The sequence below is a fragment of the Streptomyces sp. JJ38 genome, from assembly GCF_019303475.1.
Lineage (GTDB): Bacteria > Actinomycetota > Actinomycetes > Streptomycetales > Streptomycetaceae > Streptomyces.
This window is the reverse complement of sequence record NZ_JABLSI010000031.1, coordinates 1-24,242: the sequence shown is the minus strand read 5'-3', so window position 1 is coordinate 24,242 and position 24,242 is coordinate 1. Positions and strand designations below refer to the sequence as shown.

Below are 24,242 nucleotides of genomic sequence, written 5' to 3'. Positions count from 1 at the left end.
GCTCAGGGGCGGTCGAGCGTGCGGAAGGCGAGCCGTTCGCCCTGGGACTCGGGGGCCTGTGTGACGCACGCCGCGTCGATGACGTAGGCGTCGATGCGGCTGGTGTCGCCGGGGTGGGGCAGGACCACCAGAAAGGAAGCCGTCCCCTGGTAGTCCTCCTGGCCCACCGCGATCGGCACTTCCTCGCGGTCGACGCCCCGGGCGATGCACTGCGGCAGGGCAGGGTCGGCCGTCTCCACCGTGAAGGGGTGCTGGGGCTGCTGCTGCGGCCCCGGACCCTCGGGCACCTTCTCCGGCCGAGCGGTATCGTCCTCTGGAGCCTTCGAGGCGGGTGCCAGCAGGGCGTGAACCTGCTCTTCCAGCCGGTCGGCAGAGGCTTCCTGCTGCTTTCCAGCGACCTGGTTGGTGCTGCCGGTCCCGTTGTCGGTGAACATCCCGGCGGCGAAGAGCCCACCGATGGCGACGGCCGCGATCCCCGCCGCCCCCAGCAGGACGGCGTGGCGTCGAGACCGCCTGCGTCCTCCGGGGCGAGGGGACCGGCCGGGACCCGTCGTCCCCCCCGACCCTGCGGAGGGTGGTCGCCGTGTTTCACGTGAAACAGAGCGTGGACCCGTCGGCGTCGTGGAGGTCGGGCTCGGTGGGGTGGAGCGCTGCGCAGCCTCGGCGGCGAGCGCCGCGTCGATCCGGTCCGCCACCTCCCCGGGCATCGGCCCGGGGTCGGGCAGCGTGCTGAGGGCGCCGTGGACCTCGTCCAGGGCCACCCGGATGTCTCGGCACGGACCGCACTCCGCGAGGTGGGCGCGGAGCCGCTCGGCGTCACGCGGAGCAAGCAGCTCCTCTGCCAGGTCGGCGATCTCCTCGACCTCGGGATGTCCGTCGCCGGATGTCGCGAAAGACGCGGTCATGCTGCTCCACCTCCGCCCTTCATGGCTCCGGTTCCCTCGATGCCCTGCCTCGGTGGGACGGATGCCCTCGACGTCCGGTTCCGTCTTCCGTCGCCTGATGCACCACGGGCTGCGGGGGAGCTGCTCGCGGCCGAGCCACCCGGGGACGCGCTGTCCGCCCGTAGATGGCTGAGCAGGGGCAGCAGTCGGGCCCGGCCCCGGGCACAGCGGCTCTTCACGGTGCCGACCGCGACGTCGAGCACTTCGGCCGCCTCCGCCACGGGGTAGCCCTGCATGTCCACGAGGATCAGGGCGGCCCGTTGCTCGGCGGGGAGCCGGGCCAGCGCCTCGAGAACCTGACGATGGAGGTCGGCCCGTTCGGCAGGTGCCGAAGCGGACTCCTCGGGCTCCAGCAGACGGTCGAGGCGCTCGGTGTCGTCGGTGAGCGCTGTCCGACGGGACGCCGCCTTCCGGACCCGGTCGAGACAGGCGTTCACGGTGATGCGGTGCAACCAGGTGGTCACCGCCGACTGCCCGCGAAAGGTCTCGGCGCGGCGGTAGGCGGACACGAGGGCGTCCTGCACGGCATCCGCCGCCTCCTCACGATCCCCCAAGGTGCGCAGCGCCACGGCCCACAGCCGATCCCGGTGCCGGCGGACGAGCTCCCCGAAGGCCTCGGGGTCCCCCGCGACATGCCGGGCGAGCAGCTCGCCGTCCTCGACCGGGGCCACGTCGTCGCCGTCCGGGGTGCGCCTCATGGCGTCGTCGCCCACCGCAAGGCCCTCCCTTGGCCGTCTGCCGATCAGCTCTTGATGCCGATCTCCGTGATGCGGCCACGGTATTCGTCGTCCTCGGTGCGCGGTAGTTCCGTGAGCCACACCAGAACGTAGCGGGTCATGATCGGCTTCTTGGTCTGGAGGGACACCTCGCTGCCGCTCCCGCTGTCGACCCTGCTGAAGTCGCCCAGGGAATCCGGCTCCGTCCCGGCTGAGGCCGGGGCGGCGAGGAAGTCGACCGAGGTGTCGCCACGGAAGCGGAGGTCGAGCGTGCTGACCTGCTGCACCGACCCGAGATCCAGGATGAGTCCCACACCCGGCTTGAGGTTTCCGAAGGTGGCGTTCGCGTAGTAGAGGGTCTGCCAGTAACTGTCGGGGTCACCGTCGAAGGCCCGCTCGGCGTGCTGAGCACTCTCCCGTCCCGTACCGCCGGGGTCGAGGATGCGGGCCGAGGCGATGTCGACCGGCTTGCCGGTCTCCGGCTTGGCCGCGGGCGACTCCTCGCTCTGCTTCTCCGTGCCGCCCTGCCCCTGGGAGGCCGAGTCCGTCTGACGCTCCCCGCGCAGCAGGGCATCGGCGATCTGCCAGCTCCCCAGGCCGAGCGCGGCGACCAGCAGAGCGGAGACCCCCCACTTGAGGACCTTGCCCGTCCGGCCCGGCAGCGTGGGCGGTGCGTCGCCCACGGTGCCCGGGCGCGCCCGGACGCCGGGCGGCGCGACATCGGGGGAGAGGACGCCCTGCTGGTAGGTGGTGCGCTCGTACGGTGCCGGATTCAGGAAGCCGTGCTCCGGAGGACGGATGCGCGGCAGCTCGGACACCGCGCGGGTCAGTTCCTCCGGAGTGGTGCACGGGGAGTTCTCACCGGACGCGGTGGCGCCGGCGTTGACCAGCGCCCGCATGGCCAGCTCGGAAAGGCCCCGGTGGACGCCGGCCCGGACCTGGTCGGGCGGCATGACGGTACCGCCGGAGAGCCGCGCGACACCGCTGAGCCCGTAGGCGTCGTCCTCGTAGGGCCAACGCTGGGTGAGCGCCGCGTAGAGCAGTGCACCGATCGCCTCGGTGTCGGTGCGCTGCGGGGTGTGCGACGTGATCCCGCGCAGCGCCGCGTTCACGGCCAGGCCGCGAATGCGGTACTGGCCCGTCCCGGTGCGCAGCACGGCCCCGGGGGTGAGCCGCAGATGGGCCAGCCCCTCGCGGTGGGCGGCGGCCATGGCTTGGGAGAGATGGCGCACCAGCTCGTACGCCTCGTGCGCGGGCAGCGGTCCGGCCGCCAGGAGCGTGGTGAGCGGGGTGGCGTCCGGAAGCCACTCGTGGACGACGTAGACCAGCTCGCCGTCCTCGACGGCGTCCAGCACCTGCACGAAGCGGGGGTCGCCCAGCAGGGCGGCGGAGCGGGCCGCGGCCAGCACGGGGCGCACACGGCGGTGGTTCGCCGGAAGGACATGGACGCCCACGGCCCGGCGGAGCTTCTCGTCCACGGCACGCCAGCTGCTGAACCCGTCCAGCCGGGTGACACACTCCTCCAGCCGGTAGCGGCGTGCGAGCTTGTGTCCGCTGTGAAGCTCCGGCGCGGGTTCGGATCGCTCCGCGGTCCTGTCGTCCTCCGTGGCGTCCTCACCCTCGTTGCGCGCTTCGTGAGAGTCTCCGCCGCCGTCCTGGGCGTCGTCGTCTGCGTCGTCGGGCGGGCCGGCTCGTCCTCGCTCGGCCCCGGCCGTCGCCGCGGGGTCCCGCACGCCGCGGCGCGGGCGGTGCTCGGGCGCGGACTCGGCGCCGGTGTTCTCGCCGGAGGCGCCGTCCGCGCCCTCGCGGCCCTCCTGGGACGTGGTGCCGTCGGCCGCGGCTCCGCCGGACCCGGCCGACCGGGGCTTGTCGGCCCCGCCGCCCTTGCCGCCCGAGTACGCCACGTCGACGGTAGTGCTCCGTTCCGCCACCGTCGCTCCTGCCTCCCCGTTGTCGCATCCCCTCGACCGGTGCACTCAGCCGACACGGTGGCCGGCCGTGGGACCGGCCACCGTCAATTGTGCCCGCAGCTCGCTGTGGTGCACGACACGAGTCGGCGGTACGGGTGGTCTCAGCGGCCGAGCTTCGCCCGGACCATGCCGATCATGGCCGTCATCTCCTGGATGCGCAGCCGCTTCGCGGTGACCACGAACATCGCGCCCAGCACCAGCGAACCGACGACCAGCGCCGTGAGTCCCCCGGTGAAGCCGTCACCGAGGGCGCGGATCACACCGTAGGCGGCGGCGCCGGCCAGCAGGGCGCCGGGCACGCTGGCGAGGCACAGTCGGGCGTAGGTACGGGCGATACGCGAACCGTCCAGATCGCCGTCGAGCTTTCTGCGCAGCCGACGCCACGCCACACCGACGCCCACGGCGTAGGCAGCACCGTAGGCCGCCGCCATTCCGGCGACCGCGTACCGGCTGGGCAGCAGCAGGTAGCAGAGCCCGGCACCCGCTGCGTTGCCGATGGCGACGATCACGGTGTTGTAGAAGGGCGTCCGGGTGTCCTCGTAGGCGTAGAAGGCGCGCAGGACGACGTACTGCACCGAGTACGGGATGAGACCGATCCCGAAGGCCATGAGGATGAAGCCCATGGAGGCGGCGGCGTCCGCTCCGGCGGAGGCGTAGAGCATCAGACACATCGGCACGCCGAGCGCGAGGAACGAGAACGAGATCGGCACGATGGCGACCGCCGAGGTGCGCAGTCCGTGGGAGAGGTCCTCACGGACGGCGTCGCTGTCCTCGTCGTGCGCGGAACGCGAGAGCCGGGGCAGCAGGGCCGCCATGACGGAGACGGTGATGATGGCCTGCGGCATCTGCCAGATCAGCAGGGCGTTCTGGTAGCCGAGGATGCCCGCGCCCTCGATGTCCTCAGCAGCCGCGTCCGCACCCGCCGCGGTGGCGAGCTGGGTGACGACGAGCAGGCCGGCCTGGTTGGCGAGCACGAACAGGAACGTCCACTTGGCGAGCTTGGCAGCCTTGCCCAGCCCGTGGCCCTTCCAGTCGAACCGGGGCCGGAAGTGGAAGCCGGCGGCCCGGAGGAAGGGGAGCATGGCCAGCGCCTGGACCACGAGGCCGAGCAGGGTGCCCACGCCGAGCAGCCGGACACCTTCGGGGGGGATCGTCGCGACTCCCAGGTCGGAGCTGGCCGAGGTGCCGTAGACCCAGATGAACGAGCCGAACGCGAAGATGATGACGAGGTTGTTGAGGACGGGCGTCCACATCATCGCGCCGAAGCGGCCGCGGGCGTTGAGGATCTGTCCCATCACGACGTGCACGCCCATGAAGAAGATCGTGGGCAGGCAGTAGCGCGCGAAGGTCACGGCCACGTTGTTGGCGTCCGGATCGTCCGCGATGGACACCGAGAGCATCCGCACGAGCAGCGGGGCGGCGACCACGGTGAGCAGCGTCAGAGCGCCGAGGATGACCATCACCAGGGTCAGGAGCCGGTTGGCGTAGGCCTCGCCGCCGTCCTCGTCGTTCTTCATCGCCCGCACGAGCTGCGGTACGAAGACGGAGTTGAGACCGCCGCCGATCGACAGCATGTAGACCATGGTGGGCAGCGTGTACGCGACGGTGTAGGCGTCACCGAGGACGGCGACGCCGAGCGCTGCGGCGATCACCAGGCTGCGGACGAAACCGGTGACGCGGGAGACCAGCGTCCCGGCCGCCATCACGGCGCTGGACCGCAGCAGCCCGCCGCCCCGCCCGCCGGGCTGCTCCGCGGCGGGGGCCTGCGGGGTGCCGCCCGGGCCCTGCGGCGGGCCCGCCGCACCGGCGGGCCCGGCCTCGGGGGCGAGCGGTGGCGCCGGTGGCTGCTCGGGGGAGGCCGACGGCTGCTGTGGATACGACTGCGGTGCGGGTGTCGGCGCTTCGTAGCGGGCGGACGGGGGCTGCTGCGGGTACGGGTGAGGCTGCTGGGGGTGGGGCTGTTGGTAGTGCGGGCCGGGCTGCGGGTACGTGCCGTCCTGCGGGGGCGGGGGCGGCCCCGCGGCGTCGAGCCTCGGCTGCGGCTGCTGCTGAGGGATCTGCTGCTGGTCCCGGAAGAGGTACTCGAAGGCGTCGTCGGGCTGTGTGGGGGGAACGGCGGAGGGACGTCCGTCGTGTTCGGGGCCCCGAGCGGCCAGCCCGTGGACGCCTGGGTGCGACGCGTGCGCGGGCTCGGCGCCGTAGGCGGTATGCGGGGCCTGCGGAGACGGTGTGTGGTGCCCGGCGGCGGGCGGGCCGGGCCAGTGGTGGGGCTCGGAGGAATGGCGAGACGCGGGCGGCTGCTGGTGCGGCGGCTGCGGGCCCGGGGGCGGATACGGGGTACGCCCGTACCCCGCCTCGTCCACCGAGGGCTGCGCGGCCGGGTCCGGGTAGCCGTGGGGGGCGCCGCCGTGGGCGCTCCGCGGATGCGCGTCCTGCCCCTCCTCCTCGGGCGTGGACGGACCCCGCTCGCCGCGGTCGCGGTCGTACGGCACATTCACTGCGTACCCCACCTCATCATTCGCGCCGGCGTTCGGCCCGCTGCCTCGCTCAACAGTCCACTTTCTCACCTGGCCCCGAGGACTCCCCGCTTTCGGGCCGGGTGTCATCGTGAGCCTCACGGGCCGGGCGTGGGGAGGCTTCGGTCTCCGTGTCCGCCGTCGCGTTGTTCCGGGCACCGTTCTCCGCGCCGTCCTCCGCCGCGGCTTCCGGCTCGGCCTCGGCCTCGTCCCGCTGGGAGGCCAGCGGAGCGTCGGGGTCGGGCTGCGGGCCGCGGCGCTTGCGCTGTGTGTACATCCGCACCCCGGCCAGGACGACGAGCAGGACACCGCCGGCGATGACCAGCAGCACGGTGGACGTGATCTCGGTGACGTCCACCTGGAAGGTCATCGGCTCACCGTAGGGGTCGCCGTCCTTCGTGTAGAGCCGTGCGGTCAGGAAGGTCCGTCCGTTGGCGTTGGCCGTCGTGTCGAACGTGATCGACTGGCTGTGCCCCCCCTCGACCACCACCGGCTTCACGTCGTCGTCGACCGTCAGGCCGATCCGGCGCCCGGAGGTCAGCCGCAGTTCCAGCCCGTCGACCTCCTGGACCAGGTTGTTCTGCACCGTGACCGGGATGGTCGCGCTGCGGCCGGAGAGTGTCATGGGGGACTTTGGCACGAGACGCACCTGGTCGGTGAGTCCGACGAGGTAGTCCTGCACGGAGTCGCGGTAGTCCGCGGCGTCCTCCGCCCGGCCGCGCCACGACGTGGACATCTCCCGGCGAATGGCGTTGCCGAACGGCGTCACGACCCGGTCCTCCTGGCTGAGGATGACCGTGAAGTCGTTGAGCGTGCTCTGCGTCCCGCGCATCGCCTCGAACGCGGCGGTCGGCAGCTCCTGCTCGCGCAGGTGCTTGGGGTAGGCGGAGCGGCCGGGCACCTGGCGCTTCGCCTGCGGATCGGGCTTGGCCTTCGCCGTCTCGCCGAGGTCCACGAAGCGCGCCCAGCCGCCGCTGTCGGTCACGGCCTCGATGGCCGTGGCCATGGTGGCGGCCTGGCTGGCCGTCGGCATGCGCTGGGGAGCGACGAGGATGCTGCGCTGCTTCGTGGGGTTCTGCTCGGTGATCGCCAGGGTGTGGGAGAGGAAGCGCTGGACGGCTGAGGTGGAGTTGTCGGCCCGCGTCATATCGCCCTGGAACAGGGTGGACAGGGTGGCGTCCGCCGACACCGCCGTGATGCCACCGCCGATGGGACGGGCGGCGTTCGGGGTGTACGGGAGGCTGCGGTCCTCCCGCAGGCTGTCGCTGCGGGCGATGACGTTGCGGGCTCCGGCCGAGGTGGCAACGGAGACGACCGACGGGTCGATGGCCCCCTCCACCGGCCAGGCGAAGTCCGTGCTCGGTGGCGTGTTGAGGATGGTCTCGACCGTGACCTGGGCGGCCTCCGTCGCCGACTGCAGATGGCCCAGTGCGCCGGAGACGTCGCGCCCGCGGTGCGCGAGCGAGGCCACGTCGGGGTCGCCGAAGGGCAGGGCGACGACTTCCTCGTCCTCGACGGCCCGCTGGAGCTCGTTGAGCCATCGGTTCGCCGCGTCGCGGCCGGTCCCGGCGACCGGGCCTTCGGGGGTCTGTACCTGGTACGGCTCGGTCATGGCGTTGACCGACGCCAGCAGGTCAGGGTCCACGACCCAGGTGACCGGGAGATCGGCGCCGTGGCGGACGAGCTCGTAGAGCCGACCGCCCGGGGAGATCTCGTTCACGAGGTCGTCGTCCCGGAACACCGGGGTCTGCTGCTCGTCCGAGGCAGTGCGGGCGGTGAGGTGCGGAGTGGAGACGAGGGGCCAGAGGAAGGTGACGTCGGTACGGTCCGACGCGGGTTCGGTCTGCCAGGTCAGGAAAGTCCGCCCCATACCGAGAACCTGTTCCCCGGAGCCGCCGCCGCGGCCGGAGACGGCCACGCCGAGCTGGTACACGCCGCTCGCGTCCAGCTCCAGCTCCTCCACCGGGACCTTGAGGGTGAAGGGACGCGTGCCGCCTGGGGCGACGTCGTCGAGGGCGAAGGCCGAGTCCTCGTCGGTGACCTCTCTGCCGTCCTGCGCGTAGGAGAAGCCCTCACGACCGGCGGCCCGGTCGATCGAACTGCGGGTCGTCAGCCGTGGGCCGGCGCGCAGGTTCACCTCCAGACCGGTGATCGTCTCCTGGGACCGATTGGTCACGGAGCCCTTGATCGTGAGGGTGTCCTCCTCGCCGGGGGTCACGGGTGTCACTCCGGTGATCGCGACCTCCGCCGTGCGGGAGCCGGTGGCGGACTCACTGGTGGCGGGCTCCAGGGCGGCCACGTCGCTCGTACCGCTGACGGGGCCCACGCCGGGCGCGGCGGTGTGCGGGGCGACCGTGGTGGCACCGGCGTGGGGAGAGCCCGCGAGCAGCAGCGACAGGGGCATGATCAGGGCCGCGGCGGCACGGCGGAGTCGGCGTCCGGGCACAGCCGGGGTGTGGCTCCCCTGGTTCTTCGGCGCTTCGGCCACGCGATGGTCCGTCCCGTCTGGTCGCCCTGCCGCTGCAGGTCTGCCGCTGGTGCTCTGCCGCTGTCCCCGATGCTAACGAGCCCCGCGCGTCGTGGGTGCCGCGGTGTGCGCCCGACAGCGCCCGCCACCGGCTCCCTGCGGCGGGGAGCCGGTGGAACGGGTGAGCGCGAGTGGGGAGACGGCACGTACCCTGTGCTGTTGTGCCGAACGCCAAGACTGACAGCAACGTCCAGCAGCCGAACCAGGAGCTCAGCACCGCGCAGCGCCGTGCGGTGAGTGAGCTGCTGAGGGTGTCTCCCGTGGCCGACGACTTGGCCCGCCGCTTTCGGGAGGCGGGCTTCTCACTCGCGCTCGTCGGCGGCTCGGTGCGGGACGCTCTGCTGGGGCGGCTCGGCAACGATCTCGACTTCACCACGGACGCGCGTCCCCAGGATGTGCTGAAGATCGTCCGCCCCTGGGCAGACGCCGTCTGGGAGGTGGGCATCGCCTTCGGCACCGTCGGCTGCATCAAGGCCGCGGAGGGCACCGAGGCGGAGCAGGCGGGGCCCGAGGAGTACCAGATCGAGATCACGACGTACCGGTCCGAGATCTACGACCGCACCTCCCGCAAGCCCGAGGTCTCCTATGGGGATTCCATCGAGGAAGACCTGATCCGGCGCGACTTCACGGTGAACGCCATGGCGGTCGCTCTGCCGGAGAAGGAGTTCATCGACCCTCACCAGGGGCTGGAGGATCTCGCGCGCCGTGTGTTGCGCACCCCGGGCACACCCGAGGCCTCCTTCTCGGACGACCCGCTGCGGATGATGCGGGCTGCCCGGTTCGCCGCCCAGCTGGACTTCGCCCTGGACGCGCCCGTGCGTGCGGCCATGCGGGACATGGCGGAGCGCATCGACATCGTGTCCGCCGAGCGGGTGCGGGACGAGCTGAACAAGCTGGTGCTCTCCGACCACCCCCGGCAGGGGCTGGAGATCCTGGTGGAGACGGGGCTCGCCGAGCGGGTGGTGCCGGAGCTCCCGGCCCTGCGGCTGGAGCGGGACGAGCACCACCGGCACAAGGATGTCTACGAGCACTCGTTGACGGTGCTGGAGCAGGCCATGGACCTGGAGCAGGACGGGCCCGACCTCACCCTGCGCCTCGCCGCCCTGCTGCACGACATCGGCAAGCCGCGGACGCGCCGTTTCGAGAAGGACGGCCGCGTCTCCTTCCACCACCACGAGGTCGTGGGCGCCAAGATGACCCGCAAGCGGATGACCGCGCTGAAGTACTCCAACGAGCTGGTGAAGGACGTCTCACGGCTGGTGGAGCTGCATCTGCGCTTTCACGGCTACGGATCCGGCGAGTGGACGGACTCGGCCGTACGGCGCTACGTGCGCGATGCCGGGCCCCTGCTGGACCGGTTGCACAAACTGACCCGTTCCGACTGCACCACCCGGAACAAGCGCAAGGCCAACGCGCTGGCACGGGCCTATGACGGCCTGGAGGACCGCATCGCCCAACTCCAGGAACAGGAGGAGCTGGACGCCATCCGTCCCGATCTCAACGGCAACGAGATCATGGAGGTGCTGGGGCTGAAGCCTGGCCCGGAGATCGGTGCGGCCTACCGGTTCCTGCTGGACCAGCGGCTTGAGCACGGTCCCATGGAGCGAGAGGCCGCGGTGGCCGCGCTGAAGAAGTGGTGGGCGTCCCGCGAGGACTGAGCGTCGGCCGAGCCGCTGAGCCCGAGCCGAGCGCGGGGCGTGTTTCACGTGAAACATGCCCCGCATCCCAGCTTCTCGCCCCTCCTTGGACGCGTCTCCGTCGTCCTTCCCGAGAGCCGCGGCTCAGAGCGATGGCGACGCCGAGGAGCGGAGGCGGAACACCCCCAGCGCGGTGAGGCCGTAGAGCAGAGCGACGGCCACCACGAGCGGGGCGGAGCGGCCATCGGGAGGCAGGGCGAGAGCCGCGACCGCGGCAGCGGCGACGAAGGCGACGTTGTACTGCATGTCGTAGAGGGAGAACACCCGACCGCGGTAGCCGTCGTCCACCGTCGCCTGGACCACCGTGTCCGTGATGATCTTCGCCCCCTGGGACGCCGCGCCCAGCAGGAACGCAGCGACGAGCATGGGCCCGGGCCGGAACCACAGGCCGAGCACCGGGAGGAGCACGGCCGCCGAAGTGGCACACCAGGCCATCCAGCCCAGCCGGCCCAGGCGTCGGGCGCCCCAGGGGGTGATCACCGCGGCGGTGAAGAATCCGAGACCGGAGACGGCCAGGGCCAGCCCGAGAAGAGCCACCCCGTGGTCGACATCCTCGCTCCAGGCATAGCGGGCCAGTATCAGCAGCATGACCGTCAGCGCGCCGTAGCAGAAGCGCAGCACCCCGATGGCGATGAGCGCCTGGGCGGCTGTGCGACGGTGGGCGAGGTGCCGGAGGCCGTCCAGCAGGCCGCGAGCGGTGCTGACGATCGCTGCGAGGATGTGGGGTTGTCGCTGGCCGGGCTCGGGGCCGAGGAGTTCGCGGCCCATCCGCAGTGCCGAGAGCCCGGCCGTGGCGTACACCGCGGCAGCACAGAGGACCACCCAGGCGTCGACGCTTGTGCCGTTGGGAAGGACGGCCCGCAGCCCCAGGGCGAGGCCGCCGCCGAGGGTGGCGGCGAGAGTGCCGGCGGTCGGGGACACGGAGTTGGCCATGACCAGCCGCTCGCCGTCCACGACCCGGGGGAGGGCGGCGGAGAGGCCGGCGAGGATGAAGCGGTTGACGGCGGTGACGGAGAGGGCGGAGAGGTAGAAGAGCCAGGTCGGTACGGACACCAGCACCAGAGCGCAGGTGCCCAGCGAGAGCAGGGAGCGCAGGAGGTTGCCGTACAGCAGGACCTGACGGCGCCGCCACCGGTCCAACAGGACGCCGGCGAAAGGCCCGAGGAGCGAGTAGGGGAGCAGAAGCACGGCGAGCGCACCGGCGATGGCGCCCGCTGAGGCCTGTCGCTCGGGTGAGAAGACGACGTAGGTGGCCAGCGCCACCTGAAAGACTCCGTCGGCCAGCTGGGAGAGCAGGCGGACGGCCAGCAGGCGGCGGAAATCCCTGAAACGGATCAGCACTCGCGCGTCGTGGATCAGTCCACCACGTCCGGCAGGCATCGGGCCTCGGTTCCCGTCGCCCGTCATGTTTCACGTGAAACAGCGGTCGACAGTGATCAGTCAGCGTCTCGGGGTACCCCAGCGTACGGTGCCGCCTTCAGGGGTGATCGGTGGATCTGGAAAGGCGGGCTGCAGTCCATGTGACGTGAACGCGTCCGGAGCGCCGTCGAGTACACCGCCGGACGGATCGTCGGAGCCGTCCCGGCGCACACGATCGTGCTCGGGCCTGAGCGCGTCACGCACCACCATGCCGCACAGGTACAGCGTTCCCAGCAGGTGCACCGCGATGGCGAGGTGGTAGCCCTCCTGCGGCAGCCCCTGGTTGTTCTCGCTGGTCGTGTACGCGAGATACATCCAGATGCCGAGGAAGTAGGCGACCTCGCAGAACTGCCAGATCAGCATGTCCCGCCACCGGGGTCTGGCGAGGGCGGCCAGCGGGATGAGCCACAGCACATACTGCGGGGAGTAGACCTTGTTCGTGAGGATGAACAGGGCGACGACGAGGAAGGCGACCTGCGCGAAGCGTGGACGCCGCGGCGCGAACAGGATCAACATCGCGATGCCCGCGCAGCCCAGCAGCATCAGGACGATGCCGGCGATGTTCGCGGTCTCCGTGGGGAAGCTCGTGCGCTGGGCGATGATGAGCCAGAGTGAGCCGAAGTCCACCGGCCGTTCCCGGGAGAAGGTGTAGAACTTCGCCCAGCCCTCGGTGGCGAAGAGCATCACCGGCAGATTGACCAGGAGCCAGGTGCCCACGGTCCCGCCGAGGGCCGCCCCGAAGGCCCGCCAGCGGTCGGCCCGCCAGCAGAGCACGAGCAGGGGGCCGAGCAGCAGGACCGGATAGAGCTTGGCCGCGGTGGCCAGCCCCAACAGCACGCCGAAGGCGAGGGGGCGACTGCGCGACCACATGAGCATGGCGGCCGCCGTCAGGCTCACCGCCAGCAGGTCCCAGTTGATCGTGGCCGTCAGCGCGAACGCCGGAGCCAGCGCCACCAGCAGAGCGTCCCAGGGGCGACGACGATGGGTGCGGGCCACGCACACGACGAGGACGGCGGTGCAGATCATCAGCATCCCGGCGTTGACCAGCCAGTACGCCTGCTGCTCCTGCATCGTATGGGCGAAGTCCGGGGTCAGCCAGGACGCGACCTGCATGAAGGCCCCGGTGAGCACGGGGTACTCCAGGAACTCCATCCCGCCGGAGAACTGGGTGATGCGGTCGACGTAGGGGGTCACCCCCGCCTCGAATCCACGGCCGGTGTAGAGGTGCGGGATATCGGAGTAGCACGCGTGGGTGTACTGCGCACCCCGGCCGAAGAACCAGCCGCCCTCGTAGCAGGGGAGCTTCTGCACCATGCCCAGGGCGAAGAGACCGAGGGCGCACAGCACGATGATCCGCACCGGCGACCACCAGTGGTGTCCGACCAGCGCCCGCTTGCCGAGAGGTCCGCCGATCGCCTCGCTGCCCGCGGCGGCGACCTCGTCCTCGACGGTGGGTCGCACGACCTCGTCGTCACGCACGCTCGTCATGCCCCACATCCTGCCCTACGCCCCGCGCCGCCTTCCCGGTCCTCCACCACGATTCCGGTCACCGTGTTCGGCTCGGGTCGCACACGGTGTCGCCGAAGGGGGTGCGGGGATGTCCAGGCCCGTCGCCGACGGGGACAGAACCAGGCCCCGTTCGCGGGCCCTCAGCCGAGGCACCATAAGCGAGGGAGGCGTTCGGGTTCCGCGCAGGCGAAGGCGACGTGGATCTTCTTGATCGACATCATCGACCCATCCCATGGCGCGTGCCGCTCCCCGGGCCCCGAAAGGTGTCTCCGGCAGCCCGCGGTCAGGTCTGGGCCATGTCGACGAAGCGCGAGTAGTGGCCCTGGAAGGCGACGGTGATGGTGGCGGTGGGGCCGTTGCGGTGCTTGGCCACGATGAGGTCCGCCTCGCCGGCGCGGGGCGACTCCTTCTCGTAGGCGTCCTCGCGGTGCAGGAGGATCACCATGTCGGCGTCCTGCTCGATGGAGCCGGACTCACGCAGATCGGAGACCATCGGCTTCTTGTCGGTGCGCTGCTCGGGGCCTCGGTTGAGCTGGGAGAGGGCGATCACCGGAACCTCCAGCTCCTTGGCCAGCAGCTTGAGGTTCCGGGACATCTCCGAGACCTCCTGCTGGCGGGACTCGGGGCGCCGGGCGCCACCGGACTGCATGAGCTGGAGGTAGTCGATGACGATGAGCTGGAGGTCGTTGCGCTGCTTGAGGCGCCTGCACTTGGCCCGGATCTCCATCATCGTCAGGTTGGGCGAGTCGTCGATGTAGAGCGGCGCTTCGGTGACCTGCGGCATCTGCCGGGCGATCTTGTTCCAGTCCTCGTCGGTCATGCTGCCGGAGCGCATGTGGTGGAGGGCGACGCGGGCCTCGGCCGACAGCAGGCGCATCGCGATCTCGTTGCGGCCCATCTCCAGGGAGAAGATGACGCTCGGCAGGTTGTTGCGGATGGAACAGGCCCGGGCGAAGTCGAGCGCCAGGGTGGACTTACCCATGGCGGGACGGGCCGCGATGACGATCATCTGGCCGGGGTGGAGACCGTTCGTCAGGGAGTCCAGATCGGTGAAACCGGTGGGGACGCCGGTCATCTGGCCGCTGCGCGAGCCGATGGCCTCGATCTCGTCGAGCGCGCCCTCCATGATCGCGTTGAGGGGCAGGTAGTCCTCGGAGGTGCGCTGCTCGGTGACGGCGTAGATCTCGGCCTGTGCCGAGTTGACGATCTCGTCCACGTCGCCGTCGGCGGCGTATCCCATCTGGGTGATGCGGGTGCCGGCCTCGACGAGACGGCGGAGAACGGCACGTTCGTGCACGATCTCCGCGTAGTACTCCGCGTTGGCGGCAGTGGGGACCGTCTGGACGAGGGAGTGCAGGTAGCCGTTGCCGCCGACCTTGGCCAGCTCGCCGCGCCGGGTGAGCTCCGCGGCGACGGTGATCGGGTCGGCCGGCTCGCCCTTGGCGTAGAGGTCGAGGATGGCCTGGTAGACGGTCTCGTGGGCCGGCCGGTAGAAGTCCTGCCCTTGGAGGACCTCCACGACGTCGGCGATGGCCTCCTTCGACAGGAGCATGCCGCCGAGGACGGACTGCTCGGCGGTGAGGTCCTGCGGGGGGACGCGCTCGAAGGTGTTGCCGGAGAAGGTGTCCTGGCCGCGGTCGTGCTGTTCGCTCCCGGGCTCCTCGCCACGGCGCTGCCGGGAGACGGGGAGGTGCTCGGCCGGGCGGGCCGCCGGCGTGGCGGCCCAGGGGTCCTCCAGGTGCTCGGGCTGGGTCACCCTGCCACCTCCTCCCGTGCGAGCCGCAGTGCACAGCTCCTCTGGCTTTCTACGGCACAGCTCTGACAACTGAGGCGCCCTACTCCGGTTACGGCGCATCGGTCGCGCGGCGAAGAAAGGGGGAACGGAAGGCGGGCGCCGGACAACGGTAGAGCCGGGGGCGGGCAGGGCCAATTCGGTTATCCACAGGGCTCTGTGGGTGATGGGGCACATCCTGTGGAGAACCCGGGGCTTCCTGTGTACGACCCGGGGGACAGTGCTGTGGAGAAGCCCGCACCGCCTCTGGGAATCATGCGTTCACCTGCGGATTCTCCGTCCACCGGCTGTGCAGGAGAAAAAGTCGCCGACAACCGGGGAGATCCGTGGACGACGGCGGTCGGGGCGATGCGAAGGGCACGGAATGTAAGGACCGCTTATCGGTTGCGGATATTACCTGTGGATGCTTCAATCACCGCATGCCCTCCTCGCGCCCCGCAACCGACCGCAGCGCCGCCGAGGAACGCCCGGAGCCGGTAGCCGCCGGCACGCGGCGTTCGGCGATGCGCCGCCACGACCGGGAGATCCTCGCCCTGGCCGTACCGGCCTTCGGCGCCCTTGTCGCCGAGCCGCTCTTCCGGCTGGCGGACAGCGCGATCGTGGGGCACCTCGGCACCCCGCAGCTCGCCGGGCTCGGCATCGCGGCGGCGATCCTCACCACCGGGGTCAACGTCTTCGTCTTCCTCGCCTATGCCACCACCGCCGCCGTGGCGCGCCGGGTCGGAGCGAACGAGCTCCCCGCGGCGATCCGGCAGGGCATGGACGGCATCTGGCTCGCCCTCCTCCTCGGGCTGTCCGTCCTCGCCGCCGGATACCCGTTCGCCCCGGCGCTCGTGGACTTCTTCGGGGCCTCCGCCACCGCCGCCCCGCACGCGGTGACCTATCTGCGGATCAGTCTCTTCGGTATCCCCGCGATGCTCACCGTGCTCGCCGCCACCGGCGTTCTGCGCGGCCTCCAGGACACCCGCACGCCGCTCTACGTGGCCGTCGGCGGCTTCACGGCGAACGCGGGACTCAACGTGCTGCTCGTGTACGGGGCGGGCCTCGGGATCGCCGGGTCCGCCTGGGGCACGGTACTCGCCCAGTGGGGCATGGCCACCGTCTATCTCACCGTCGTCGTCCGCGGTGCCCGTCGGCACGGCGCCTCGCTCCGCCCCGATCCGTCGGGGATCCGGGCCTGCGCCCAGGCCGGCGCTCCCCTGCTCGTCCGCACGTTGTCCCTGCGCGCGGTGCTGCTGATCGGCACCTCCGTCGCCGCCAGGCTGGGCGACGCCTCCGTCGCCGCCCACCAGATCACCCTCACCCTGTGGGCCCTCCTCGCGTTCGCGCTGGACGCCATCGCCATCGCGGGCCAGGCGATCATCGGCCGCTACCTGGGCGCCGACGACGCCGCCGGGGCCAGGGCGGCCTGCCGTCGGATGGTGCAGTGGGGCGTGCTCTCCGGCGTCGTGCTCGGGGTACTGGTCCTGCTGGCCCGCCCCCTGATCCTGCCGCTGTTCACCGGCGACCCGGCCGTGCACGACGCCCTGTTCCCGGCGCTGCTCGTCGTCGCCGTCACCCAGCCCGTCGCGGGCGTCGTCTTCGTGCTGGACGGCGTACTCATGGGCGCCGGCGACGGGCCCTACCTCGCCGGGGCGATGCTCGCGGTCCTGGCCGTCTTCGCTCCGGTTGCCCTCGCCGTGCCGACGCTCGGCGGCGGGCTGACGGCCCTGTGGTGGACGATCGCCGGGCTGATGATGACGACGCGGCTGGCCACCCTGTGGTGGCGGGCCCGCTCCGGGCGCTGGCTCGTCACCGGCGCCGTCCGCGGCTGAGACCCCGGGGCTCGTGCGGGGCGCAACGGACACGGAAAGCGGGCCGCACCCCGTGCAGGGTGCGGCCCGCTCCCGAGCCGTTGGCAGCGTATTCCTTACGCGGCCTGGACCTCGACGCCGACCTTGGCGACGACGTCGGTGTGCAGCCGGACCGAGACCTCGTGCGAGCCGAGGGTCTTGATCGGCGAGCCCAGCTCGACGCGGCGCTTGTCCACGTCCGGACCGCCGGCCGACTTCACCGCGGTGGCGATGTCGGCGGGGGTGACGGAGCCGAAGAGACGGCCGCCCTCACCCGCGCGGACCTTGAGGCGCACCTTGGTGCCCTCGAGCTGCGCCTTGACGTCGTTGGCCTGCTCGATCGTGGCGATCTCGCGGATCTTGCGGGCGCGGCGGATCTGCTCGACGTCCTTCTCGCCACCGCGGGTCCAGCGGATCGCGAAACCACGGGGGAGCAGGTAGTTGCGGGCGTACCCGTCACGCACGTCCACGACGTCGCCGGCGATGCCGAGACCGGAAACCTCGTTGGTAAGGATGATCTTCATGATGCGGTCACCCTTCCTCAGCGAGCGGTCGACGTGTAGGGCAGCAGCGCCATCTCACGGCTGTTCTTCACAGCCGTGGCGACGTCACGCTGGTGCTGGGTGCAGTTGCCGGTGACCCGGCGGGCACGGATCTTGCCGCGGTCGGAAATGAACTTCCGCAGCAGGTTCGTGTCCTTGTAGTCGACGTAGGAGATCTTCTCCTTGCAGAACACGCAAACCTTCTTCTTCGGCTTGCGAGCAGGCGGCTTCGCCATGGTCTCTCTCCAGTGAGTTCAAGAAGTTGCGGGAGAGCCCGCCCTCGAACCGGTCACGGACCGGTCAGAAGGGAGGCTCGTCCGAGTAGCCGCCGGAGCCGCCGCCCCAGCCGTTGCCACCGCCCTGCTGGCCACCGCCAGCCGGGGCGCCGGTCGCCCACGGGTCGCCCGCGGGGGCGCCGCCCCCGCCCTGCTGACCACCGGGGCCGCCGGGGCCGCCGCCCCAGCCACCGCCACCCTGCTGGCTGCCGCGGCCGCTGGTCTTGGTGACCTTCGCGGTCGCGTTGCGCAGGCTGGCGCCGACCTCGTCGACGTCCAGCTCGTAGACCGTGCGCTTGATCCCTTCACGGTCCTCGTACGACCGCTGCTTCAACCGGCCCTGCACGATGACCCGGGTGCCCCGGGTGAGGGACTCGGCGACGTTCTCCGCCGCCTGGCGCCAGACCGAGCAGGTGAGGAACAGGCTGTCGCCGTCCTTCCACTCGTTGGTCTGCCGGTCGAAGGTGCGCGGGGTGGACGCGACGCGGAACTTCGCGACCGCCGCACCGGAAGGGGTGAAGCGCAGCTCGGGGTCGTCGACCAGATTGCCGACGACCGTGATGACGGTCTCGCCTGCCATGGGGGTACCTCTCGGCGTGCTGCTGCTGGCTGCTTGGGCTGCGTGGCGCTACTCGGAACCTTCGTTCGCCGGCCGGGGCTCAGCGAGCGGAGGGACGGAGCACCTTGGTCCGGAGGACCGACTCGTTCAGGTTCATCTGGCGGTCGAGCTCCTTCACGACCGCAGGCTCGGCCTGCAGGTCGATGACCGAGTAGATGCCCTCGGGCTTCTTGTTGATCTCGTAGGAGAGACGACGACGGCCCCAGGTGTCGACCTTCTCGACCTTCCCCTTGCCCTCACGGACAACGGAAAGGAAGTTCTCGATCAGCGGTGCGACGGAGCGCTCCTCGAGATCGGGGTCGAGGATCACCATCACCTCGTAGTGACGCATGTGGAACCCACCTCCTCTGGACTCAGCGGCCACGGTCGTTCCGTGGCAGGAGGGTCGTATGCGTGTCAGCCACGGTCCCTGCCGTTGTACAGGCCGCCTCTGACAGCGCCGGACTTCGCCGGAGCGGATCAGGGGTGGCCGGGCAGGCACCGGTGCAGACGGTACAGCGTACCCGTGCTCGCCCTTCCGGTTGAAATCCGGCCCGAGTACCCCGCAATCTGGACACAACGGGTGTGAGCGGCGCCACAGCTCGCCGCCTTCCGCTGGGAGGTGCCACATGGCACAGGCAGTACGACCTCAGGGCCACAGACACGGCCTCTTCGACCTCCTCAACACCGACGGCAGGCCCCATCCCGTGGAGAACGCCTTCACCGCGGCGACGCTGGTCCTGGGGCTTGTCGCGTTCGTGACGTCCTTCTTCAGCGGGCTCCATGTGCTCGCGTCCTGGGTCGGCCTCGTGGGCGTCCTCACCGGGCTGCGGGGGCAGATGATCTCCGCGACGACGGCCGAGCGTTTCGTGCTGATCATCGGCCTCGGTGCGGCGGCCTTCGGGCTCTACCTGGGGATGGCCAACGGCGGCTTCTTCGTCGGGCTCTTCGACTAGGGCCTCACCCGGAACGGCCCCGCCGAGCAGGGTGGTGGGCTGATCCGCCGCACAGGGTGTAGGCGCCGGGGGCCGACGGTCCTGGTGAGGGTGACTGTGCCCGTACGGGGTGCTGCTCCGCGCAGTAGGCTTCGCGCCAGACCCTGCGAAGTACGCCGGAGGAGCGCCCCCGAATGAGCCTGACCCTGAGGACCATCAGCCGCGAAGAGCATCTGGCGTACATCCGGAGCCTGCCCTCGGCCAGCCACTGCCAGATCCCGGCGTGGGCCGACGTGAAGACCGAGTGGCGCGCGGAGAACCTGGGCTGGTTCGACGAGCGCACGGGGGAGCAGGTCGGCGCCGGGCTGGTGCTCTACCGGCAGCTGCCCAAGGTCAAGCGCTATCTCGCGTATCTGCCCGAGGGCCCCGTCATCAACTGGTACGCGCCCAACCTGGAGGAGTGGCTCAAGCCGATGCTGGCGCACCTCAAGCGCCAGGGCGCCTTCTCGGTGAAGATGGGCCCGCCGGTCGTCATCCGGCGCTGGAACGCCCCCGCCATCAAGAAGGGCATCCAGGACCCGGAGGTCAAACGGCTGCGGGACGTCGAGGCCACGTTCATCGAGCCCCGGGCGTTCGAGGTGGCGGACAAGCTGCGCCGGATGGGCTGGCAGCAGGGCGAGGACGGCGGCGCCGGTTTCGGGGACGTCCAGCCGCGCTACGTCTTCCAGGTGCCGTTGGAACAGCGCAGCCTGGAGGACGTGCACAAGGGCTTCAACCAGCTGTGGCGACGCAACATCAAGAAGGCCGAGAAGGCCGGGGTCGAGGTCGTACAGGGCGGCTTCGACGATCTGCAGCAGTGGCAGCAGCTGTACGAGGTGACGGCCGAGCGCGACCAGTTCCGGCCGCGCCCGCTCGGCTACTTCCAGCAGATGTGGAAGGCCCTCAACAACGAGGACCCCAACCGGATGCGGCTGTACTTCGCGGTGCACGAGGGGGAGCCGGTGGCCGCGGCCACGATGCTCGTCGTCGGTGGCCACGTCTGGTACTCCTACGGCGCGTCCGCCAACCACAAGCGCGAGGTGCGCCCGTCGAACGCGATGCAGTGGCGCATGCTCCAGGACGCCTACGCGCTCGGCGCGAGCGTCTACGACCTGCGGGGCATCTCGGACTCGCTCGACGACAGCGACCACCTGTTCGGCCTGATCCAGTTCAAGGTGGGCACCGGCGGTGAGGCGGCCGAGTACCTGGGCGAATGGGACTTCCCGCTGAATAAGCTGCTGCACAAGGCGCTCGACATCTACATGTCCCGGCGCTGACCCTTTTCCGCCCACGGTCCGGTCACCGCCCACGAGAAAGGACCCCCACCGGCATGGCGCTCTCCCTCTACGTCAACACCTCCGGCTGGCGAGCGCACCAGCAAACGGTGTTGCAGCAGTTCCCGGGTATCGTGCCCGTCTGCAAGGGCAACGGCTACGGCTTCGGACACGAGCGTCTGGCCGAGGAGGTCACCCGTTTCGGCTCCGACATCCTGGCCGTGGGCACCACTTACGAGGCCGCCCGGATGAAGGACTGGTTCAGCGGCGATCTGCTGGTGCTGACGCCCTTCCGGCGGGGCGAGGAGCCGGTGCCGCTGCCCGACCGGGTGATCCGTTCGGTGTCCTCGGTGGACGGTGTCGGGGCGCTCGTCGGTGCCCGCGTCGTCATCGAGGTCATGAGCTCGATGAAGCGGCACGGGGTGCGTGAGGAGGAACTCGGCAAGCTCCGGTCGTCCATCGAGGACGTTCGCCTGGAGGGCTTCGCGATCCACCTGCCGCTCGACCGGACGGACGGTTCCGACGCGGTGGAGGAGGTCATCGGCTGGATGGACCGGCTGCGCGCCGCCCGGCTGCCGCTGGACACCATGTTCGTGAGCCATCTGCGGTCCGAGGAGTTCCGTCGGCTCCAGCAGCAGTTCCCGCAGACCCGCTTCCGGGCGCGGATCGGGACGAAGCTGTGGCTCGGGGACCACACGGCCACCGAGTACAAGGGCTCGATCCTCGACGTGACGCGGGTGACGCGGGGCGACCGGTTCGGCTATCGGCAGCAGAAGGCCCCGGGGGACGGCTGGCTTGCCGTGGTGGCCGGTGGCACCTCGCACGGTGTGGGGCTGGAGGCCCCCAAGGCGCTGCACGGAATGACCTCCCGGGCCAAGGGGGTCGCCCGGGCGGGGCTGGCGACGGTGAACCGCAACCTGTCGCCGTTCGTCTGGGACGGCAAGCAGCGCTGGTTCGCCGAGCCCCCGCACATGCAGGTCTCCATCCTCTTCATCCCCGCCGAGGCGGCCGAGCCGCGCGTCGGCGATGAGTTGGTGGCCCACCTGCGCCACACCACGACGCAGTACGACCGGCTGGTCGAGCGCTAAGCCGCCTCCGGCGGACTGCGCGGAGGCACGCCCCGGGCGTTCCGCACGGGGAACGTCGGACGAGCGCGAGCGGCAGGCATGAGAAACGGCGAAGGGTCGTGTTTCACGTGAAACACGACCCTTCGCCGTTCGGCTCAGCCGGGCGCGGTTCAGCGCTCGACTTCACCCTTGATGAACTTCTCGACGTTCTCGCGGGCCACGTCGTCGAAGTACTGCACGGGCGGGGACTTCATGAAGTACGAGGAGGCCGAGAGGATCGGGCCACCGATGCCCCGGTCCTTGGCGATCTTCGCCGCGCGCAGCGCGTCGATGATGACGCCGGCGGAGTTCGGGGAGTCCCAGACCTCGAGCTTGTACTCCAGGTTCAGCGGAACATCACCGAAGGCACGGCCCTCCAGACGGACGTAGGCCCACTTGCGGTCGTCCAGCCAGGCCACGAAGTCCGACGGGCCGATGTGCACGTTGTGCTCGCCCAGTTCGCGGTCGGGGATCTGGGAGGTGACCGCCTGCGTCTTGGAGATCTTCTTCGACTCCAGCCGCTCGCGCTCCAGCATGTTCTTGAAGTCCATGTTGCCGCCGACGTTGAGCTGCATCGTGCGGTCCAGGATGACGCCGCGGTCCTCGAAGAGCTTGGCCATCACGCGGTGCGTGATGGTGGCGCCCACCTGGGACTTGATGTCGTCGCCGACGATCGGCACACCGGCCTCGGTGAACTTGTCCGCCCACTCCTTGGTGCCGGCGATGAACACCGGGAGGGCGTTGACGAACGCGACCTTTGCGTCGATGGCCACCTGGGCGTAGTACTCGACGGCGCTCTGGGAGCCCACGGGCAGGTAGCAGACGAGGACGTCGGCCTGCGCGTCCTTGAGCGCCTTGACCATGTCGACCGGCTCCTCGGCCGACTCCTCGATGGTCTGGCGGTAGTACTTGCCCAGACCGTCGTAGGTGTGGCCGCGCTGCACCGTGACTCCGGTGCTGGGCACGTCGCAGATCTTGATGGTGTTGTTCTCGCTGGCGCCGATGGCGTCGGCCAGGTCAAGGCCGACCTTCTTGGCGTCCACGTCGAAGGCCGCCACGAACTCGATGTCCGAGATGTGGTAGTCGCCGAACTGGACGTGCATCAGACCCGGGACGCGACTGTCCGGGTCGGCGTCCTTGTAGTACTCGACGCCCTGCACCAGCGAGGCGGCGCAGTTACCCACACCGACGATGGCTACGCGAACCGAACCCATTCCGGTTGCTCCCCTTGTGTACTCGAAGAATCCCGCACGGTGCGGAACTCAGGTGGTGTCGTCGGACGAATCCGGTCGGGTACCGCCCCGATGCCGGGGCAGATCGCCCGTATCTCCTGACTGTCGTTGATCGCGTCGATCGCGCCCCGCGCGTTCGCTCTCGATCAACTCGTTGAGCCAGCGGACCTCGCGCTCCACGGACTCCATGCCGTGGCGCTGCAGTTCGAGGGTGTAGTCGTCCAGCCGTTCGCGGGTGCGGGCCAGGGAGGCCCGCATTTTGTCGAGGCGCTCCTCGAGGCGGCTGCGGCGCCCTTCCAGCACCCGCATGCGCACATCCCGGGAGGTCTGGCCGAAGAAGGCGAAACGCACGCCGAAGTGCTCGTCCTCCCAGGCGTCGGGTCCGGTCTGCGCGAGCAGCTCCTCGAAGTGCTCCTTGCCTTCCGCGGTGAGCCGGTAGACGATCTTGGCCCGCCGGCCGGTCAACGCTGCCCCACGGGCGTCGTTCGCGAGCTGGGCCTCTTCCTCGGTGATCCATCCCTGCTGGACGAGCGTCTTGAGGCAGGGGTAGAGCGATCCGTAGCTGAAGGCCCGGAAGACCCCGAGTGAGGTGTTGAGCCGCTTGCGCAGCTCGTAACCGTGCATCGGGGCCTCGCGCAGCAGCCCCAGAACGGCGAACTCGAGGATGCCGGACCGTCTGCTCATGGACGCCCCTCCCCTTCTCGTCCCACCGCTCCGTGCGCTGACCGTTCGATGTACCGCCGCGATGTGCCAGAGCGGCGTCCCGGAGTCGTGTGCCGGAGTGATGTACCGCTGTGATGTATCGCTTCGATACATCCCGACGATAGAACGGCCCGAGGCATGCGGCAAGGCCGGGATGGGGGTGTTCGCGGTCACTTCCGTGATTCGCCGGTGTTCTTCCGTCCGCTTTCAGGTGAATGTCTGGAAAAACAGGTTTTGGTCTTCCGTACGCTGACGCTGTGCAGGAGTCCTCCAGGAACCACAGGACGCGCGAGCGCGTCTTCGTCCTGGATGCAGTGCGCCCATGAGGCCAACGGGACGCACGTGGGGGGACCGGAAGTACACTGCCGCCTTCAGGCGCGGGTGCCTGACCGAGGAGTAGCTGTTCCCATGAGCGAGCACCGCCGCAAGCCGCCGCAGCAACGCGGCCGACGCGCAGCGCAGCCGTCGACGTCCGGACGTCGGGCCGCGGCGCCGCCCACTGGTCCCACCACCAGCTCCTACGGCATGCCCGGGCAGGCGCAGGGCGGCCGGGCCGAGGCCCGGCGCGCGGCGCAGCGCTCCGGCGGCCGCCGCCGTGCGCAGGCCGTGGGGGCCGG

Annotated in this window: 20 protein-coding genes; 6 read left to right on the top strand and 14 right to left on the bottom strand. The window is 70.5% G+C overall.

Annotation, left to right across the window (positions count from 1 at the left end):
- Positions 1 to 2: 2 nt before the first annotated feature.
- From HPT28_RS17565 to HPT28_RS17545, 5 genes are all read right to left on the bottom strand, one after another.
- Positions 3 to 905, bottom strand: a complete 903-nt coding sequence (locus tag HPT28_RS17565) for a zf-HC2 domain-containing protein (protein ID WP_219092061.1) — start codon at positions 903 to 905, stop codon at positions 3 to 5.
- A complete protein-coding gene (gene sigM, locus HPT28_RS17560) occupies positions 902 to 1,642 on the bottom strand; it encodes an RNA polymerase sigma factor SigM (protein WP_219092098.1) in 741 nt (246 codons plus the stop codon). Before sigM ends, HPT28_RS17565 begins: the two co-directional genes overlap by 4 nt.
- Before the next feature lie 44 nt (positions 1,643 to 1,686).
- On the bottom strand, positions 1,687 to 3,393 hold the full coding sequence (locus tag HPT28_RS17555) for a serine/threonine protein kinase (RefSeq protein ID WP_374226981.1): 1,707 nt from the start codon (positions 3,391 to 3,393) through the stop codon (positions 1,687 to 1,689).
- 338 nt (positions 3,394 to 3,731) lie between these two features.
- On the bottom strand, positions 3,732 to 6,128 hold the full coding sequence (murJ, locus tag HPT28_RS17550; RefSeq protein WP_374226979.1) for a murein biosynthesis integral membrane protein MurJ: 2,397 nt from the start codon (positions 6,126 to 6,128) through the stop codon (positions 3,732 to 3,734).
- 49 nt (positions 6,129 to 6,177) lie between these two features.
- Positions 6,178 to 8,634 (bottom strand): DUF6049 family protein, encoded by a 2,457-nt coding sequence (locus tag HPT28_RS17545; RefSeq protein ID WP_219092059.1) that lies wholly within the window; start codon positions 8,632 to 8,634, stop codon positions 6,178 to 6,180.
- A gap of 200 nt (positions 8,635 to 8,834) precedes the next feature.
- Between HPT28_RS17545 and HPT28_RS17540 the strand changes: the two genes are divergently transcribed.
- Positions 8,835 to 10,331 carry a CCA tRNA nucleotidyltransferase gene (locus HPT28_RS17540; RefSeq protein WP_219092058.1) on the top strand — a complete coding sequence of 499 codons (1,497 nt, stop codon included), beginning with the start codon at positions 8,835 to 8,837 and terminating at the stop codon, positions 10,329 to 10,331.
- Between the two features lie 123 nt (positions 10,332 to 10,454).
- Here HPT28_RS17540 and HPT28_RS17535 read toward each other — a convergent pair whose 3' ends face one another.
- The 3 genes from HPT28_RS17535 to dnaB form a co-directional block, all read right to left on the bottom strand.
- Positions 10,455 to 11,750: an MFS transporter gene (locus HPT28_RS17535; RefSeq protein WP_219092057.1), complete on the bottom strand. Its 1,296-nt coding sequence runs from the start codon at positions 11,748 to 11,750 to the stop codon at positions 10,455 to 10,457.
- A gap of 60 nt (positions 11,751 to 11,810) precedes the next feature.
- Complete coding sequence (locus tag HPT28_RS17530) at positions 11,811 to 13,277, bottom strand: glycosyltransferase family 87 protein (protein ID WP_219092056.1); 1,467 nt, start codon at positions 13,275 to 13,277, stop codon at positions 11,811 to 11,813.
- A 304-nt stretch (positions 13,278 to 13,581) separates the two neighbouring features.
- Positions 13,582 to 15,054 carry a replicative DNA helicase gene (dnaB, locus tag HPT28_RS17525; RefSeq protein WP_219092055.1) on the bottom strand — a complete coding sequence of 491 codons (1,473 nt, stop codon included), beginning with the start codon at positions 15,052 to 15,054 and terminating at the stop codon, positions 13,582 to 13,584.
- A gap of 539 nt (positions 15,055 to 15,593) precedes the next feature.
- Here dnaB and HPT28_RS17520 point away from each other — a divergent pair.
- Complete coding sequence (locus HPT28_RS17520) at positions 15,594 to 16,904, top strand: MATE family efflux transporter (RefSeq protein WP_219092096.1); 1,311 nt, start codon at positions 15,594 to 15,596, stop codon at positions 16,902 to 16,904.
- 95 nt (positions 16,905 to 16,999) lie between these two features.
- Here HPT28_RS17520 and rplI read toward each other — a convergent pair whose 3' ends face one another.
- The 4 genes from rplI to rpsF form a co-directional block, all read right to left on the bottom strand.
- On the bottom strand, positions 17,000 to 17,446 hold the full coding sequence (gene rplI, locus HPT28_RS17515; RefSeq protein ID WP_219092054.1) for a 50S ribosomal protein L9: 447 nt from the start codon (positions 17,444 to 17,446) through the stop codon (positions 17,000 to 17,002).
- Positions 17,447 to 17,463: 17 nt separating this feature from the next.
- On the bottom strand, positions 17,464 to 17,700 hold the full coding sequence (gene rpsR, locus HPT28_RS17510) for a 30S ribosomal protein S18 (protein WP_003978893.1): 237 nt from the start codon (positions 17,698 to 17,700) through the stop codon (positions 17,464 to 17,466).
- Between the two features lie 64 nt (positions 17,701 to 17,764).
- Positions 17,765 to 18,319 carry a single-stranded DNA-binding protein gene (locus HPT28_RS17505; protein ID WP_219092053.1) on the bottom strand — a complete coding sequence of 185 codons (555 nt, stop codon included), beginning with the start codon at positions 18,317 to 18,319 and terminating at the stop codon, positions 17,765 to 17,767.
- A 79-nt stretch (positions 18,320 to 18,398) separates the two neighbouring features.
- Complete coding sequence (gene rpsF / locus HPT28_RS17500) at positions 18,399 to 18,689, bottom strand: 30S ribosomal protein S6 (RefSeq protein WP_219092052.1); 291 nt, start codon at positions 18,687 to 18,689, stop codon at positions 18,399 to 18,401.
- 277 nt (positions 18,690 to 18,966) lie between these two features.
- Here rpsF and HPT28_RS17495 point away from each other — a divergent pair, with 277 nt between their 5' ends.
- The 3 genes from HPT28_RS17495 (at position 18,967) to HPT28_RS17485 (ending at position 21,673) form a co-directional block, all read left to right on the top strand.
- Entirely contained in the window at positions 18,967 to 19,293 is a 327-nt protein-coding gene (locus HPT28_RS17495; protein WP_219092051.1) for a hypothetical protein, read from the top strand.
- Positions 19,294 to 19,466: 173 nt separating this feature from the next.
- A complete protein-coding gene (locus HPT28_RS17490; protein WP_219092050.1) occupies positions 19,467 to 20,588 on the top strand; it encodes a peptidoglycan bridge formation glycyltransferase FemA/FemB family protein in 1,122 nt (373 codons plus the stop codon).
- 53 nt (positions 20,589 to 20,641) lie between these two features.
- Positions 20,642 to 21,673: an alanine racemase gene (locus HPT28_RS17485; protein WP_219092049.1), complete on the top strand. Its 1,032-nt coding sequence runs from the start codon at positions 20,642 to 20,644 to the stop codon at positions 21,671 to 21,673.
- 149 nt (positions 21,674 to 21,822) lie between these two features.
- On the opposite strand, the gene HPT28_RS17480 is transcribed toward HPT28_RS17485, so the two are convergent.
- Positions 21,823 to 22,905 carry an inositol-3-phosphate synthase gene (locus HPT28_RS17480; protein WP_219092048.1) on the bottom strand — a complete coding sequence of 361 codons (1,083 nt, stop codon included), beginning with the start codon at positions 22,903 to 22,905 and terminating at the stop codon, positions 21,823 to 21,825.
- 48 nt (positions 22,906 to 22,953) lie between these two features.
- Complete coding sequence (locus tag HPT28_RS17475; protein ID WP_219092047.1) at positions 22,954 to 23,607, bottom strand: PadR family transcriptional regulator; 654 nt, start codon at positions 23,605 to 23,607, stop codon at positions 22,954 to 22,956.
- A 426-nt stretch (positions 23,608 to 24,033) separates the two neighbouring features.
- Here HPT28_RS17475 and HPT28_RS17470 point away from each other — a divergent pair.
- The coding region (locus HPT28_RS17470) for a hypothetical protein (RefSeq protein WP_219092046.1) at positions 24,034 to 24,242 on the top strand (209 nt) is incomplete at its 3' end.